Source organism: Nocardia sp. CNS-044, assembly GCF_059570515.1.
The window spans coordinates 805,796-819,605 of record NZ_JCANSX010000005.1; the positions used below are offsets into that span (position 1 = coordinate 805,796).

General features: G+C 68.8%; 15 protein-coding genes. 9 read left to right on the forward strand and 6 right to left on the reverse strand.

What is annotated here, in order from left to right:
• Nucleotides 1-161 precede the first annotated feature (161 nt).
• Nucleotides 162-626, forward strand: coding sequence for a GatB/YqeY domain-containing protein (locus tag T333_RS04650; protein WP_354997981.1), 465 nt, complete (start codon nucleotides 162-164; stop codon nucleotides 624-626).
• 67 nt (nucleotides 627-693) lie between these two features.
• On the opposite strand, the gene T333_RS04655 is transcribed toward T333_RS04650, so the two are convergent.
• Nucleotides 694-3,048 carry a penicillin-binding protein gene (locus tag T333_RS04655; protein WP_357255901.1) on the reverse strand — a complete coding sequence of 785 codons (2,355 nt, stop codon included), beginning with the start codon at nucleotides 3,046-3,048 and terminating at the stop codon, nucleotides 694-696.
• 377 nt (nucleotides 3,049-3,425) lie between these two features.
• Between T333_RS04655 and T333_RS04660 the strand changes: the two genes are divergently transcribed.
• Entirely contained in the window at nucleotides 3,426-3,749 is a 324-nt protein-coding gene (locus T333_RS04660) for a WhiB family transcriptional regulator (RefSeq protein WP_011206869.1), read from the forward strand.
• 87 nt (nucleotides 3,750-3,836) lie between these two features.
• On the opposite strand, the gene bagB is transcribed toward T333_RS04660, so the two are convergent.
• Complete coding sequence (gene bagB, locus T333_RS04665) at nucleotides 3,837-4,949, reverse strand: ATPase BagB (RefSeq protein WP_354997979.1); 1,113 nt, start codon at nucleotides 4,947-4,949, stop codon at nucleotides 3,837-3,839.
• Complete coding sequence (gene bagA / locus T333_RS04670) at nucleotides 4,946-5,965, reverse strand: ATPase BagA (RefSeq protein WP_354998976.1); 1,020 nt, start codon at nucleotides 5,963-5,965, stop codon at nucleotides 4,946-4,948. Before bagA ends, bagB begins: the two co-directional genes overlap by 4 nt.
• Before the next feature lie 199 nt (nucleotides 5,966-6,164).
• On the opposite strand from bagA, the gene sp36 reads away from it, so the two are divergent.
• Genes sp36 through T333_RS04685 form a run of 3 tightly spaced genes read left to right on the forward strand, consistent with a single transcriptional unit; the run spans nucleotide 6,165 to nucleotide 7,637 of the window.
• Entirely contained in the window at nucleotides 6,165-6,329 is a 165-nt protein-coding gene (sp36, locus tag T333_RS04675; RefSeq protein ID WP_085999251.1) for a Sp36 family protein, read from the forward strand.
• Between the two features lie 3 nt (nucleotides 6,330-6,332).
• Nucleotides 6,333-6,806 carry a RidA family protein gene (locus T333_RS04680; RefSeq protein WP_496423752.1) on the forward strand — a complete coding sequence of 158 codons (474 nt, stop codon included), beginning with the start codon at nucleotides 6,333-6,335 and terminating at the stop codon, nucleotides 6,804-6,806.
• Between the two features lie 42 nt (nucleotides 6,807-6,848).
• Nucleotides 6,849-7,637, forward strand: coding sequence for an MBL fold metallo-hydrolase (locus T333_RS04685; RefSeq protein ID WP_354997978.1), 789 nt, complete (start codon nucleotides 6,849-6,851; stop codon nucleotides 7,635-7,637).
• A 216-nt stretch (nucleotides 7,638-7,853) separates the two neighbouring features.
• On the opposite strand, the gene T333_RS04690 is transcribed toward T333_RS04685, so the two are convergent.
• Nucleotides 7,854-8,528 (reverse strand): Crp/Fnr family transcriptional regulator, encoded by a 675-nt coding sequence (locus tag T333_RS04690; RefSeq protein ID WP_011206875.1) that lies wholly within the window; start codon nucleotides 8,526-8,528, stop codon nucleotides 7,854-7,856.
• A 136-nt stretch (nucleotides 8,529-8,664) separates the two neighbouring features.
• Nucleotides 8,665-8,907 carry a hypothetical protein gene (locus tag T333_RS04695; protein WP_067790206.1) on the reverse strand — a complete coding sequence of 81 codons (243 nt, stop codon included), beginning with the start codon at nucleotides 8,905-8,907 and terminating at the stop codon, nucleotides 8,665-8,667.
• A 163-nt stretch (nucleotides 8,908-9,070) separates the two neighbouring features.
• Here T333_RS04695 and nth point away from each other — a divergent pair, with 163 nt between their 5' ends.
• The 4 genes from nth to T333_RS04715 all read left to right on the forward strand — a co-directional run bounded on the left by nth (nucleotide 9,071) and on the right by T333_RS04715 (nucleotide 12,555).
• Entirely contained in the window at nucleotides 9,071-9,832 is a 762-nt protein-coding gene (gene nth / locus T333_RS04700) for an endonuclease III (RefSeq protein WP_496423753.1), read from the forward strand.
• Nucleotides 9,833-9,897: 65 nt separating this feature from the next.
• Nucleotides 9,898-10,512, forward strand: a complete 615-nt coding sequence (locus T333_RS04705; RefSeq protein WP_496424140.1) for a TlpA family protein disulfide reductase — start codon at nucleotides 9,898-9,900, stop codon at nucleotides 10,510-10,512.
• A 133-nt stretch (nucleotides 10,513-10,645) separates the two neighbouring features.
• Nucleotides 10,646-11,365 carry an NUDIX hydrolase gene (locus T333_RS04710; RefSeq protein ID WP_354997976.1) on the forward strand — a complete coding sequence of 240 codons (720 nt, stop codon included), beginning with the start codon at nucleotides 10,646-10,648 and terminating at the stop codon, nucleotides 11,363-11,365.
• Nucleotides 11,362-12,555, forward strand: a complete 1,194-nt coding sequence (locus tag T333_RS04715; RefSeq protein WP_354997975.1) for a MarP family serine protease — start codon at nucleotides 11,362-11,364, stop codon at nucleotides 12,553-12,555. Before T333_RS04710 ends, T333_RS04715 begins: the two co-directional genes overlap by 4 nt.
• 306 nt (nucleotides 12,556-12,861) lie before the next feature.
• Here the strand turns inward: T333_RS04715 and T333_RS04720 are convergent, their stop codons facing one another.
• Nucleotides 12,862-13,797, reverse strand: a complete 936-nt coding sequence (locus tag T333_RS04720; RefSeq protein WP_496423754.1) for an alpha/beta fold hydrolase — start codon at nucleotides 13,795-13,797, stop codon at nucleotides 12,862-12,864.
• Nucleotides 13,798-13,810: the final 13 nt, after the last annotated feature.

Consider the following 13,810-nt stretch of genomic DNA (forward strand, 5'->3'; position numbering starts at 1 on the left):
AGGGTGCCTCAGAACGCCGAGTGTGTTTCCGCACAGCTCCGCCGAATCGGTGGAGCGGGTCCGCGAGCAGCGGTGTTTCCGCTTCGAGCCTGGAACCACCGCGGCGCCGCCGCCGCGAAATGTAATGGGCCGGGCGACGGCGACCGGCTACCGTGTGCCTCATGTCGGAACTCAAAGATCGGCTGCGGACGGACATGACCGCCGCGATGAAAGCCAAGGACACGCTGCGCCTCGCGACGTTGCGCATGCTGCTTGCCGCGATCCAGACCGCCGAGGTCGCGGGCACGGAGGCGCGTGAACTCTCCGACGCCGAGGTGATCGCGGTGCTGCAGAAGGAGGCGAAGAAGCGCAACGAGTCGGCCGAGGTCTACACCCAGGCCGGTCGCGGCGAGCTCGCCGCCAACGAACACGCCGAGGCCAGGATCATCGACGAGTACCTGCCGACCCAGCTGACCGAGGCCGAGATCGCCGACCTGGCCGACACCGCGATCGCCCAGGTCGCCGAGGAAATCGGCGAACGACCCGGCATGCGCCAAATGGGTCAGGTCATGAAGATCGCGACCGCACTCGCCGCGGGCAAGGCCGACGGCTCGCGCATCTCCGCGGCCGTCAAAGCCCGCCTCTGACACAGCGCCCCGAAAACCAGAACCGCCGACCGGCAGCAACGCCGGTCGGCGGTTCTTCGTCTATCGATTACCTGGGCCACCAGGGCGGCAGCGGGAAGCCCGGCGGCAGCGCCGGAGGCGGCGGCAGCGGACCCTGAGCGGGCGGCGGCGGGGCCTGGCGCTCGGTGCCGTCACTGATGTAGATCGTGATGACCGATCCCGGGATGGCCGAACCGTTCGGCGCGGTGCTCATCACGCTGCCCTTGGGCGGCGGGCCCGCGCCGTTGACGGCCGACACCTGGAAGCCCGCGGCGATCAGCGCGGTGGTCGCCTCGCCCTGCGACATGCCGACCACGTCGGGCACCTGCGAGTTGTTCGCGCCGCGGACGTACTTGTCGTCCAGCGGCGGCAGCGCGGGCGGCGGGAAGTTGCCGATCACCGGCTTGATCGCGTTGAACCAGGTGCGCGCGGGTTCGTTACCACCGAACAGGTTGCCGTCACCGCAGTTGCGCAGCGGGAACGAGCAGATCTCGCCGGGCGTCGGGCTGTCGCCGTAGACGTAGACCGCGGCGGCCAGCGAGTTGGTGAAGCCGAAGAAGGCCGAGGAGCGGTGGCTTTCCGTGGTTCCCGTCTTGCCCGCCATCGGCAGGTTCCAGCCGGTGGCCTGAGCCGCGGCCGCGGCGGTGCCCGCGGTGTCGTCCTTGCTCATCGCGTTGGCGAGCGTGTTGGCCAGGCCGGGCTCGACCACCTGCTCGCAGGCCTGCTGGGTGAGCGGAACCTGCTTGCCGCTGCGGTCGACGACCTCCTTGATCGGCGAGGGCGGGCACCAGCGGCCGCCGGAGGCCAGCGTCGCGGCGACGTTGGAGAGTTCGAGCGGGTTGATCGCGACCGGGCCGAGGGTGAACGAGCCGAGGTTCTGGCCCTTGATCATGTCGGCCAGGCTCTGGTTGCCGTGCCCGGAGCTGCCCGGGTTGGTGAACGAGCGCATGCCGAGCCGCACCGCCATGTCGACGGTCGGGGTGACGCCGACGGCCTGGATCAGCTTGACGAACGCGGTGTTCGGCGAGGTGGCCAGCGCCTCGGTCACCGACATCGGCGACTTGTAGCGGCCCGCGTTCTCGACGCAGTAGGTGGCGGGCGGGCAGCCGCGCGCGCCGCCGTTACCCATGCCGCGCGCGTCGAAGCGGCCGGGCACGTCGAGCTGGGAGTTGATGCCGAGGCCCTTCTCCATGGCGGCCGCCGTGGTGAAGACCTTGAAGACCGAGCCCGCGCCGTCGCCGACCATCGAGAACGGCTGCGGTTGCACCGTCTCGTTGGCGTCGCGGTTGAGGCCGTAGGTGCGGCTGCTGGCCATGGCGACGACGTCGTGCGAGTCCTGCCCGGGCGCGATCACCGACATCACCTCGGCGATGTCGTCGAGGTTCGGGTTGGCCGCCTCGGTGACCGCGCGCTTGACCGAGTCCTGCACGGCCGGATCGAGGGTGGTCTTGATCAGGTAGCCGCCCTTGTCGATCTGTTCGCGGCTGATGCCCGAATTGGCCAGGTATTGCAGCGCGTAGTCGCAGAAGAAGCCGCGGTCCTGGGCGGCGATGCAGCCGCGCGGCAGGCCCTTGGGCTCGGGCAGCACGCCGAGCGGCTCCGACTTGGCCTTGCGGAACTCCTCGGCGCGCGCCGGAATGTTCTGGATCATCGTGTCCAGCACGGTGTTCCGGCGAGCCAGCACGCCCTGCTGGTTGGTGTAGGGGTTCAGCTTGGAGCTGGACTGCACCATGCCCGCGAGCATCGCCGACTGCGGGACGTTCAGCTGGGCCGCGTCGATGCCGAAGTAGGTCTGCGCGGCGTCCTGGATGCCGTAGGACGAATTGCCGAACGGCACGAGATTCAGATACCTGGTGAGGATCTCGTCCTTGGTGAGTTCCTTGTCCAGGGTCAGCGCCATGCGGATCTCGCGGATCTTGCGCGCCGGGGTGGTCTCGATCGCCGCGCGGCGTTCGGCGTCGGTCTTGGCGACGACGAGCAGTTGGAAGTTCTTCACGTACTGCTGGTCGAGGGTGGACGCGCCCTGCTGCACCTCGCCGCTGGTGGTGTTGGTGAGGAACGCGCGCATCGTGCCCTGCCAGTCCACGCCGTCGTGGTCGGCGAAGCGGCGGTCCTCGATGGAGATGATCGCCAGCTTCATGTCGTTGGAGATGCGCTCGCTGGGCACCTCGAACCTGCGCTGCTCGTAGAGCCAGGCGATGGGCGACCCGTTCTTGTCCACCATGGTCGAGACCGCGGGGACGGTGCCCTCGACCAGTTCCGCGGAGACGTTGTCCACGGCGTCGGCGGCCCGGTTGGAAACGAACCCGAATCCACCGGCGAGGGGGAACAAGAGCCCGGCGACGAGCACCGCGGCCAGCGCGCAGCTGCCCGCCAGCTTCGCGAGCGTATGTGTGATCGGCACATTCGACACGTTCCCAAGGGTACGGGGTGCGCTTCTCGCCCTCTCGGGTGTGCTTGTCCGAAGGCGAGATCCGGCGTTCGTCCAGGCCTGTTGGGCGTGTCGCTCAGGCGTGTCAGGCGTGTCAAGCACCGGCGTGTCGCGAATCGGCCCGACTGATCGGTTCTTTATCACGTTTGCATGGACGGGCGTACCAAAAAATCTCGAGACGGTCTTGCGCTCGGGCCATACCTTTACCTAGATTGAGAACCCAGTGTGATGGAGCTAACACTCAAAGTGGAATGTGGTTCAGAGCGCAGCGGGGTTCGGGTTGCTGCGATCTGGCACGCGATTCTGGAGCGCCGTTGACCCGGTGTTCGGACTGCAAAGGGGCACACCAAATGCATATGACAACCCCCATCGCTCGATTGGACGTAGAGCAGGCCGAAGCGCGAATCGCCTGGGTATCCCAGGCCCGATGCAAGGAAGTAGATCCCGATCAGTTGTTCGTCCGCGGCGCGGCGCAGCGCAAAGCGGCGACGATCTGCAGGCACTGTCCGGTGCTGATGCAGTGTGGAGCCGATGCCCTCGACAATCGCGTCGAGTTCGGCGTGTGGGGTGGGATGACCGAACGGCAGCGGAGGGCGCTGCTGAAACAGCATCCCGAGGTGACCTCTTGGGCCGATTTCTTCCAGGCCCAGCGCCAGCATCAAGTGGCGATGTAGTCGACAGAACGAGAAAACGAGCCCGCGTTTGCGGGCTCGTTTTCGTTTGCGCCTATAGCGATTCCGATTCAATACCGAACGTTATGGTTAAGCGGAGATGCGGGCTCCGGTCAGCTGATCGCCCACTGCGCGCAGCGCCTCGAGATCGCAGACCTCGAACGGCAGCGCGGTCACCGGGACCATCGGCACGCGCGGATGCGCGCCGGTGAATCGGTGCAACAGATGCTGCTCGCGCTTGGCCGTGGCGACCCGTTCGGCGTGGATGCGCAGCACCGAGCTGGTCAGCGGATCGGATTCGGCAAGCTGGTCGGCGGCGGTGAGCGCGTGATCCGCGGGTAGGTCGCTCAGCGCCGGATGGGTCCGGTTGAGCACCAGTCCCGCGAGCGGCATCTGCTCGGTGGAGAGCCGATCGACGAAGAACGACGCCTCGCGCAGCGCGTCCGGTTCCGCGGCGGCCACCACAAGGAAGTGCGTGCCCGGCTTCGACAGCAACGCGTAGGTGCGGTCGGCCCGGTCCTGGAAACCGCCGAACAGCGACTCCAGCGACTGCAGGAAGACCGACGCGTCCTTGAGCAGCTGCCCGCCGACGACGGTGGACACGCCGCGCATGGCCAGGCTCATCGCGCCGGTGACGAACCGGCCGACGCCGCGTCCCGGTGCCATGATGAGCCGGATCATCTTGCCGTTCAGGAAGTTTCCGAGGCGCTTCGGCGCGTCGAGGAAGTCGAGCGCGTTGCGCGACGGCGGGGTGTCGACCACGATCAGGTCCCATTCCCGCTTGTTCGCGAGCTGCCCGAGCTTCTCCATGGCCATGTATTCCTGCGTGCCGCCGAAGGACGACGCGAGGGTCTGATAGATCGGGTTGGCGAAGATCTGCTCGGCCTTCTCCGGTGTGGTGTGCTCGAGCACCATGTCGTCGAACGTGCGACGCATGTTCAGCATCATCGCGTACAGCTCGCCCTTGGCCTCCGGGCCGAGCGCCACCCGCTGCGGGCTGTTGTCCAGGTCGGCGACGCCGAGTGACTGGGCCAGTCGGCGCGCCGGGTCGATCGTCAGCACCACGACCTTGCGCCCCATCTCGGCGGCGCGCAGCGCGATCGCGGCGGCGGTGGTGGTCTTGCCGACGCCGCCGGAGCCGCAGCACACCACGACCCGCGCGGTGGGATCGGTGATGATCTTCGAGATGTCCAGGGTGGTCATCGCACTCCCTGCGCGCTCAGATGTTCGGCCAGCTCGTAGAGTCCGCCGAGGTCCATGCCGTCGGCCAATGCGGGCAGGTGCAGCTGCGACACGTCGACCTTGTTCAGTTCAGCCGCGCTCGCGTCCTGGGCCTGCAACCGGGCCGAGTGCTCGTAGGTCTCGGCGATCAAGCCCTCGAAACTGTCCTCCGACAAGGTGATTCCGGCTTGCTCCAGTCCGGCGCGGATGGCGGCGCGGTCGATGTCGCCCTCGGCGGCGCGGTTGCGCACGTCGGTGGGCAGGAAGCTCTCGCCCGCGCGGTTCACGATCACCGTGCCGATGCGCAGGTCGTTGGCGGTGAGTTCGGCGACGGCGTCGGCGGTCTCCTGCACCGGCAGCGCCTCGAGCAGCGTGACCAGGTGGATCATCGTCTGATCCGAATGCAGCAGCCGGGATACGCCCTCGGCCTGCGAGGCGATCGGCCCGCCCTTGGCGATCTCGACCATCGCGGTGGTGACGTCGAGGAAGCTGGCGATCCGGCCGGTAGGCGGTGCGTCCACGACGATTTCGTCGTAGACCCGCTTGCCCGTGTTGTCCACGCGGACCGCGCACTCCTTGATCTTGCCGGTCAAGATGACGTCGCGCAGACCGGGCGCGATCGTGGTGACGAACTCGACGGCGCCCATCCGGCGCATCGCCCGTCCCGCGAAGCCCAGGTTGTAGAACATGTCGAGGTATTCGAGGAAGGCGTGCTCGATATCGAGCGCCAGCGCGACCACCTCGCCGCCGCCGTCCGCGGTGGCGATTCTCGTCTCGGTCGGTGGCAGCGGCGGCAGGTCGAACAGCTGCGCGATGGACTGTCTGCTCTCGACTTCGACCAGCAGCACCCGGCGTCCGCCCGCGGCGAGTGCCAGCGCGAGCGCGGCGGCCACCGTCGACTTGCCCGTTCCCCCTTTGCCGGAGACATAGTGCAAGCGGGCCTTTTCCGCGCGCTTCGGCCAACCCGTCTCCAGCCCCGGCTCCGCCGAAATAGGCACTGCTGTTGGTACTCCCACGCTCGCGAGCCTATAGCCCGTTCTGCGATCACGCCCTAGGGATACGGTCACACTGCCGTTTTCGGCACCTTCTGTACCAGACAGTCTCGTCGGGGGCTATCATCCCGCCGACTCACGAGGCATATCCCGACAAGCCAGCCCGGGACGCGCGGCCCCGCGAGCTCGCCCATAAACTCACCGCATGAGTGATGTGACCCTGTGGGAGTACGCGACCGTTCCGCTGCTGACGCACGCGACCAAGCAGATCCTCGATCAGTGGGGAGCCGACGGCTGGGAGCTGGTGACGGTGCTGCCCGGCCCGACCGGTGAGCAGCATGTCGCGTACCTGAAGCGTCCGAGGCAGTAGGCCGTGGCTGTCGACGCGGCCACCCCGTGGCGTAAGAACCTGGAGCGGCTCGGACTGACCGTGCCTGCGGTGGCCGCGCCCGTCGCGGCCTACATCCCGGCGGTGCGCACCGGTTCGCTCGTCTACACCTCCGGCCAGCTGCCTTTCGTGAACGGTGAGCTGTCGGCGACCGGCAAGGTCGGCGCCGAGGTCTCGCTGGAGGCGGCGGCCGAGGCGGCGCGGCTGTGCGCGCTCAACGCGCTGGCCGCGGTGCACGACCTGGTCGGGCTCGACGAGGTGGTGCGGATCGTCAAAGTGGTCGGTTTCGTCGCGTCCGCGCCGGGATTCACCGATCAGCCGCTGGTGATCAACGGCGCCTCGGAGTTCCTCGGTGACGTCTTCGGCGACGCGGGCGTGCACGCGCGTTCGGCCGTCGGCGTCTCCGAACTTCCGAAGAACACCCCGGTCGAGGTCGAACTGATCGCCGAGGTGCGTTAGACAGGTTGTCGGACAACGATTCCGAACGACCGAGGTAATGCGATGACGCCTACTCATCCCGCGTACGGGCAATTACGCCAGGTGACGCCGACGGCGGCGGTGCTGCTCGCGGACAATCCCGGCCAGATGACACTGGACGGCACCAACACCTGGATCCTGCGCGCGCCGGATGCGGCGGAGTACGTCGTGGTCGATCCGGGGCCGAAGGACAAGAAGCACAGCGAGGCCATCGCCAGGGTCACCGACGGCAAGATCGCGTTGACCCTGATCACGCACCGTCACCACGATCACACCGGCGGCATCGAGCGACTGGTGAAGCTGACCGGCACGCCGGTGCGCGCGAAGGATCCCGAATTTTTGCGAGGTGCCGCGCCGCTGACCGACGGCGAGGTGATCGAGGCCGCCGGACTGCGGATCGGTGTGCTCGCGACGCCGGGGCACACCGCCGACTCGCTGAGCTTCGTACTCGACGACGCGGTGCTCACCGGCGACACCATCCTCGGCAGCGGCACCACCGTGCTGGACTCCACCGACGGCACCCTCGCCGATTACCTCACCTCACTGGACCGGCTGATCGAGGCGGGCGCGGGCAAGGCGCTGCTGCCCGCGCACGGCCCGGACCACCCGGATCTGGAACCGGTCGCGCGGTACTACATCCAGCACCGCAGGGAGCGGCTCGACCAAGTGCGCGCCGCGCTCGCCGAACTCGGTCCGGACGCGGGCGCCATGGCGGTGGTGCGCAAGGTGTACGCGGATGTGGACAAGCGGCTCTGGTTGGCCGCGCGCAGCTCGGTGCAGGCTCAGCTGGAGTATCTGCGCGCCGAGCGATAGCCCGATTTCGACGCAGCCGACCGGAGTCCGCCGACAGCCTCGCGCATAGCCGGAGCGAAGGCGAAGGTACGCCTATCAGACGCGACCGGACGGAGTCCGCCGACAACCCCGCGCACGGCGGGAGCGAAGGCGCAGGGACGTTCGCCCGAAACACGACGGCCCGCCGGATCCAGTGGAGCGCTGGATCCGGCGGGCCGTGTCGTATTCAGGAGCGGGTCAGCGGGCGCGCCGCGCGAGCCGCTCGGAATCGGAGATGAGCACGCTCTTGCCCTCCAGCCGCAGCCAGCCGCGGTGCGCGAAGTCGGCGAGCGCCTTGTTGACGGTCTCGCGAGACGCGCCGACGAGCTGGGCGATCTCCTCCTGGGTCAGGTCGTGGGTGACCCGCAGGGCGCCCGCTTCCTGGGTGCCGAACCGCTGCGCGAGCTGCAACAGCGCCTTGGCGACGCGACCGGGAACGTCGGTGAAGATCAGGTCGGCGAGGTTGTTGTTGGTGCGCCGCAGACGGCGGGCGAGCACGCGGAGCAACTGCTCGGCGATCTCGGGCCGCTGGTCGATCCAGGACTTGAGGGCATCGCGATCCATCGTGACGGCGCGGACCTCGGTGACCGTGGTGGCGGTCGAGGTACGCGGGCCCGGGTCGAAGATCGACAGCTCGCCGAACATATCCGACGGGCCCATGATGGTGAGCAAGTTCTCCCGGCCGTCCGGGGAACGTCGGCCGATCTTCACCTTGCCCGAGGTGATGATGTACAGCCGATCGCCGGGTTCGCCCTCGTTGAAAATGACATGGCCGCGCGGGAAATCAACCGGCTGCAGTTGTTTGGCGAGTGCCGCCACCGCGGTGGGCTCTACGCCTTGGAAGATGCCTGCTCTGGCGAGGGCCTCGTCCACGAATGTGCTCCTTATGGGAAATGGCTCTGGGCTGGACCGAAGCGAATCGGCCAACAGCGCAGTCTACGCGGCATTGTGGCCGCGTAGTGACAGACACCACGTAACGAGTGGATTGCGCGGCGTCCAGGTAGTGGATTCAGCTCGCTCGAGCGACGTCCAGGTCGTCGTTACGGGAACGGCGCTTGCGCATCCGGGCCACCGCGGCGGGCAGTCCGGCCTTCGTCAACTCCTTGACCTCGGCGTTGCTGGCCCTGTCCAGGTACTGCTGAACCTCGGGGTCGGGTTCGAGAAGTTTGCGGAGCCGATTCTCGACCCGCTCCATCAGCAGTGCGAACAGCATCAACACCACTGGGAAGAGCACCACAGCGAGTCCTTGCATATCGCGTAGTAAACACGCTGAAGGTCTCAGATGGAACACGGCAGCAGATCTGGCCGGCCACCTTGTCGGAGCGGTTCCGTAAGGTGGACGCGTGCGTGCCTCCCCGTCTGTGACCGATGTGAACGGGTCTTCGGCTGCCGCCGGGGCGACCGATGCGCAACCCATGGGGGCGGCCGTTCCGAAACGGAAATCTCGCGCGCGACAGGCGGAAACGAAGCTGGGACTCGTGCGAAGGGCGCGCCGGATGAACCGCACCCTCGCGGCCGCGTTTCCCGGCGCGCACTGCGAGCTGGATTTCACCACTCCGCTCGAATTGGCGGTCGCGACAATCCTTTCCGCGCAGTGCACCGACGAGCGCGTGAATCTCACCACTCCCGCCGTCTTCGCCAAGTACCGCAGCGCGCGCGATTACGCCGAAGCGAACCGCGCGGAGCTGGAGGAATACATCCGGCCGACGGGGTTCTACCGGAACAAGACGAGCTCGCTGATCGGCCTCGGGCAAGCCCTGGTGACCGAACACGATGGTGAATTACCTCACACCCTCGCCGAACTGGTGAAATTGCCGGGCATCGGCCGCAAGACTGCCAACGTCATCCTCGGCAACGCCTTCGACGTGCCGGGCATCACGGTCGACACGCATTTCGGCAGGCTGGTTCGCCGGTGGGGCTGGACCACCGAGGAAGATCCGGTCAAGGTCGAGCACGCGGTCGGCGAACTCGTCGAGCGCAAGGAATGGACAATGTTGTCCCATCGCGTGATCTTTCACGGTCGGCGGGTGTGTCATGCCAGGAAGCCGGCGTGCGGCGCGTGCGTGCTCGCCGCCGACTGCCCGTCCTTCGGCGCCGGGCCGACCGAGCCGGAGCTCGCGGCGAAGCTGGTGAAGGGTCCGGAGCGCGAACACCTGCTCGGGATGGTCGGCCTGTGAGATCGCGGGCCGCGGACGAAACGCCGCGGGAAGAAGATTCCGGTACGGCGAGATTCTCCTCCGCGGTGCGCTGGGCGCTGGTCGGCCTGATCGTGGTCGTCGCCGCCGTGATCGCGCTGTGGCCGCGCGGCGGTGGCGAAGACACGGCGTCGGATCCGCGACCCGTCCCCGGCACGCAGCAGGTCCCCGCGCAACTGCGCGCCGATGCCGCGCTCGCACCCTGCCCGCGGCCCGCGCCGAGCGCGACGGGAGCGGGCCCGCTGGCCGGGATCACCCTGACCTGCCTGGCCGACGGCGCGCCCGTCGACCTCGCCGCGGCGCTCGCGGGCAAACCCGCGCTGCTCAACCTCTGGGCCTACTGGTGCGGACCGTGTGCCGAGGAGTTGCCGTACCTCCGCCAGTACGCGGAGCGGGCGGGTTCGGCACTGACCGTGCTCACCGTGCACAGCGATCCCGAAGAGGCCAAGGCGCTGTTGCGCCTCACGGGATTGGACGTGCGTCTGCCCGGTGTGCTCGACGGCGCCGCGAAGGTGCGCGCCGCCGCGGGCGCCCCTGCCGTGCTGCCGATTTCGCTGCTGGTTCGCCCGGATGGTTCCCTTGCACAGGTTGTCGTGCGAACGTTTACCGGCGTCGACGACATTGCCGATACGGTGGCAGCGGCGCTCGGAGTGCGAGCGTGACGGCGCGCGTGGTCGAACAAAAGGTTTGCGATGCCGTGAGAAGGTCTACACCGCAAGACATCTCGCAGCGTCTGTTGCGGGCGGACAGAACGGTTGTGGAGGTGGTGGTGCGCAGGTTCACCGGGGGAGCGGCATGACGATTCCGCTGCCGACCGACATTCCGCACTGGCTGCGCCGGGCCGTCGAGCCCGCGCACGCCGACGCGAGTGACACGTTGCGGATCGCGCGCGCCCTGCGCCGAGCCATGACGATCACCGGCGAGGCGCGCCAAGCCGCCGTGCTCGTGCTGTTCAGCGGTTCGACCGAGGACGATCCCACCGCTCCCGGCGGGTTGCCCGCGGACGCCGATGTGCTGCTGACCCAGCGCGCGTCGACCCTGCGCCAGCACCGGGGACAGGTCGCCTTCCCCGGTGGCGCTGTCGATCCCGAAGACGAGGGACCGATCGACACCGCGTTGCGCGAGGCGTGCGAGGAGACCGGCGTCCTGCGCGAGCACGTGCAGCCGCTAGCGGTGCTGCCGAAACTCTTCGTGCCGCCGTCGCGGTTCGACGTGACACCGGTCGTGGCCTACTGGCGCACGCCCGGTGAGGTGCGGGTGGTGAACCAGAGCGAGACCGAGCGGGTGGTGCGGGTGCCGCTCTCCGAAATGCTCGACCCGGCCAATCGCTTCCTCGTCCGCGGCAGCCTCGGCTACCAGAGCCCGGCCTTCCAGGTCGACGGCATGCTGGTCTGGGGACTGACCGGCGGGATACTCGCGGGCATCTTCCAGTCCGCGGGCTGGGAACTGGAATGGGACCGCGACGATGTGCGCGACCTCGAATCGGCGCTCGCCGCAGTGGGGATGACCTTATGAGCTCCTCGGCCTGGCTCGACATCATCGTGGTGCTGCTCGCCCTGGCCGCGGCCGCGTCCGGCTGGCGGCAGGGCGCCGTGGCCTCGGCGCTGGCCTTCCTCGGCGTCGTGCTCGGCGCCGTCGCGGGCATCCTCATCGCGCCGCACATCCTGGTGCACGTCGACGAGGGGCGGACCAGGGTGCTCACCGGTGTGCTGCTCATCGTGCTGTTGGTGATCGTCGGCGAGGTCGCGGGCATGGTGCTGGGGCGCGCCGCGCGCAGCGGGATGCGACATCCGTTCACCCGCAGCGTGGACAGCGTCGTCGGCGCGATGCTGCAGGCGGTGGCGGTGCTGGTCACCGCGTGGCTGCTGGCGCTGCCGCTGGCCACCTCGTCGCAGCCCGCGATCGCCACCGCGATCAACGGTTCCCGGGTGCTCGCCGACGTCAACCAGGTCGCGCCGAACTGGCTGCGCAAGGTCCCCAACGAATTCTCCAAGCTGCTCAACACTTCCGGCCTGCCGGACGTGATCGGTCCGTTCGGTCGCGCGCCCATCGCCGCGGTCGAGCCGCCGGATCCGAGCGTGCTCGCCAGCCCCGTCGCGGCCTCGCTGCAACAGAGCGTGTTGCGCATTCGCGGCGTCGCGCCGAGCTGCCAGCGCGCGCTGGAGGGTTCGGGCTTCGTCATCGCGCCGGAGCGGGTGATGACCAACGCGCACGTCGTCGCGGGCACCACCAGCGTCGCGGTGGACACCCCGCGCGGACCGCTGGACGCTCACGTCGTGCTGTTCGACCCGTCCAAGGACATCGCGGTGCTCTCGGTGCCCGGCCTGACCTCACCGGTCGTGCCGCAGGCCCCGGCGCCCGCGCGCTCCGGCGACAGCGCGATCGTGCTGGGCTACCCGGGCGGCGGACCGTACACGGCCAGCGCGGCCCGCGTCCGCGAGACGCTCGACCTCACCGGCCCGACGATCTACCGCAACGGCACCGTCGAGCGCGAGGTCTACACCGTCCGCGGCCTGGTGCGAGCGGGCAACTCCGGCGGCCCACTCGTGGACACCGAAGGCCAGGTGCTCGGCGTCGTCTTCGGCGCCGCGGTCACCGACGACGACACGGGCTACGTGCTGACCCTCGACGAGGTCCGCTCCGACCTCGACGCGGCCACCGGCGCGAACCTCCCCGTCGACACGGGCGCCTGCGTACTCAGCTGAGTGCGGTTCCCGCGCAACGGCCGTCGACCGCGTACCGGTCGGCGGCCGTGCCGCGTCGAACGAGCGATATCAGCCGCCCTCCCGCGTCAGTGTCGGTGCCGCGGCATGGTTCGAGGAGAGCGCCCGGGTGCGGGCCCAGCGTGCCGACATCCGCGCGGCAACTCGGCCAGCGGCAGGTGCGGCACTCACGTCGGTCGCCTACGGGCGCCGCTGTGTGACTGGTCTCGGTTGTTCCGCGAAACATCCGCGCGTCGGCTTCGAAGCGCGGGGTCGGCTGCCACACGGGTCGGGTCGGTGTGTTGACCCTCAGCCGAGGAACTTGGCCAGTTCCGCGGTGACCACGTCCGGGTTCTCCTGGTGCGCGAAGTGGGCGGCGTTCGGCACGGTGACCATGCGGCGGCGCGGTGACCAGCGCAGGCCGCGGTGGAAGGTGGAGCGCAGCAAGTAGTTGTCGGATTCGCCGCGCATGGCGAGCACCGGGATGCCGATGGGGACGCGGACAGTGGCCATGAAGCGGCGGCCGTCGGGGCGCCACTGACTGCGGAAGGCCCAGCGCTGATATTCCAGCGCGCAGTGCGCGGCGCCCGGGATCTGGATGGCCGAGCGCATGCGCCGGGCCGCGTCCACGAATTCGGCGGTCCCCGACCAGGATCCGGTGACGCGCTGCCGCAGCAGGCGCTCCACCTCGAACCCGTCGCGGGTGGTCAGCCGGTGTTCCGGATAGCGGGGCAGCTGGTAGCGCAGGAAGTTCGGCAGCCAGGTCCTGCGCTGCCGCCGATCGCGCAGCACGGCGCTCTTCAGCGCGCCAGGGTGCGGCGAACTCACCAGCGCGATGGCGCGCACCAGCCTGGGGTGCAGAACCGCGGTGGCCCAGCAGACCAGCCCGCCTTCCGCATGGCCGACCAGCGCGGCCTCGGTGTGCCCGAGCGCGCGAATGAGTCCGGCGATGTCACCGGCGAGGGTCCAGCCGTCGTAGCCGCGCGGGGGTTTGTCGCTGTCGCCGTAGCCGCGCAGGTCTACCGCGACCGCGCGGAAACCCAGCTCGGTGAGCCCGGTCAGCTGGTGCCGCCAGGACCACCAGAAATCGGCGAACCCGTGCAGCAGCACCACCAGCGGTGCGTCGGTGCGCTCGGGCGCGGCCTCCACGACGTGGAATCGAATGCCGTTGGCATGAACGTCCCGGTGGGTCCACGGACCGTCGTAACGGACGCTGGACGGATCCGGAAGGAAGTTCGACGACACGCCGACCGAGCCT

Excerpts from the sequence above, each read along its gene's own strand:
- T333_RS04650 (WP_354997981.1), top strand. The coding sequence starts at position 162 with ATGTCGGAACTCAAAGATCGGCTGCGGACGGACATGACCGCCGCGATG.
- T333_RS04660 (WP_011206869.1), top strand. The coding sequence starts at position 3,426 with ATGCATATGACAACCCCCATCGCTCGATTGGACGTAGAGCAGGCCGAA.
- bagB (WP_354997979.1), bottom strand. The coding sequence starts at position 4,949 with ATGACCACCCTGGACATCTCGAAGATCATCACCGATCCCACCGCGCGG.
- sp36 (WP_085999251.1), top strand. The coding sequence starts at position 6,165 with ATGAGTGATGTGACCCTGTGGGAGTACGCGACCGTTCCGCTGCTGACG.
- T333_RS04685 (WP_354997978.1), top strand. The coding sequence starts at position 6,849 with ATGACGCCTACTCATCCCGCGTACGGGCAATTACGCCAGGTGACGCCG.
- T333_RS04695 (WP_067790206.1), bottom strand. The coding sequence starts at position 8,907 with ATGCAAGGACTCGCTGTGGTGCTCTTCCCAGTGGTGTTGATGCTGTTC.
- nth (WP_496423753.1), top strand. The coding sequence starts at position 9,071 with ATGGGGGCGGCCGTTCCGAAACGGAAATCTCGCGCGCGACAGGCGGAA.
- T333_RS04710 (WP_354997976.1), top strand. The coding sequence starts at position 10,646 with ATGACGATTCCGCTGCCGACCGACATTCCGCACTGGCTGCGCCGGGCC.
- T333_RS04715 (WP_354997975.1), top strand. The coding sequence starts at position 11,362 with ATGAGCTCCTCGGCCTGGCTCGACATCATCGTGGTGCTGCTCGCCCTG.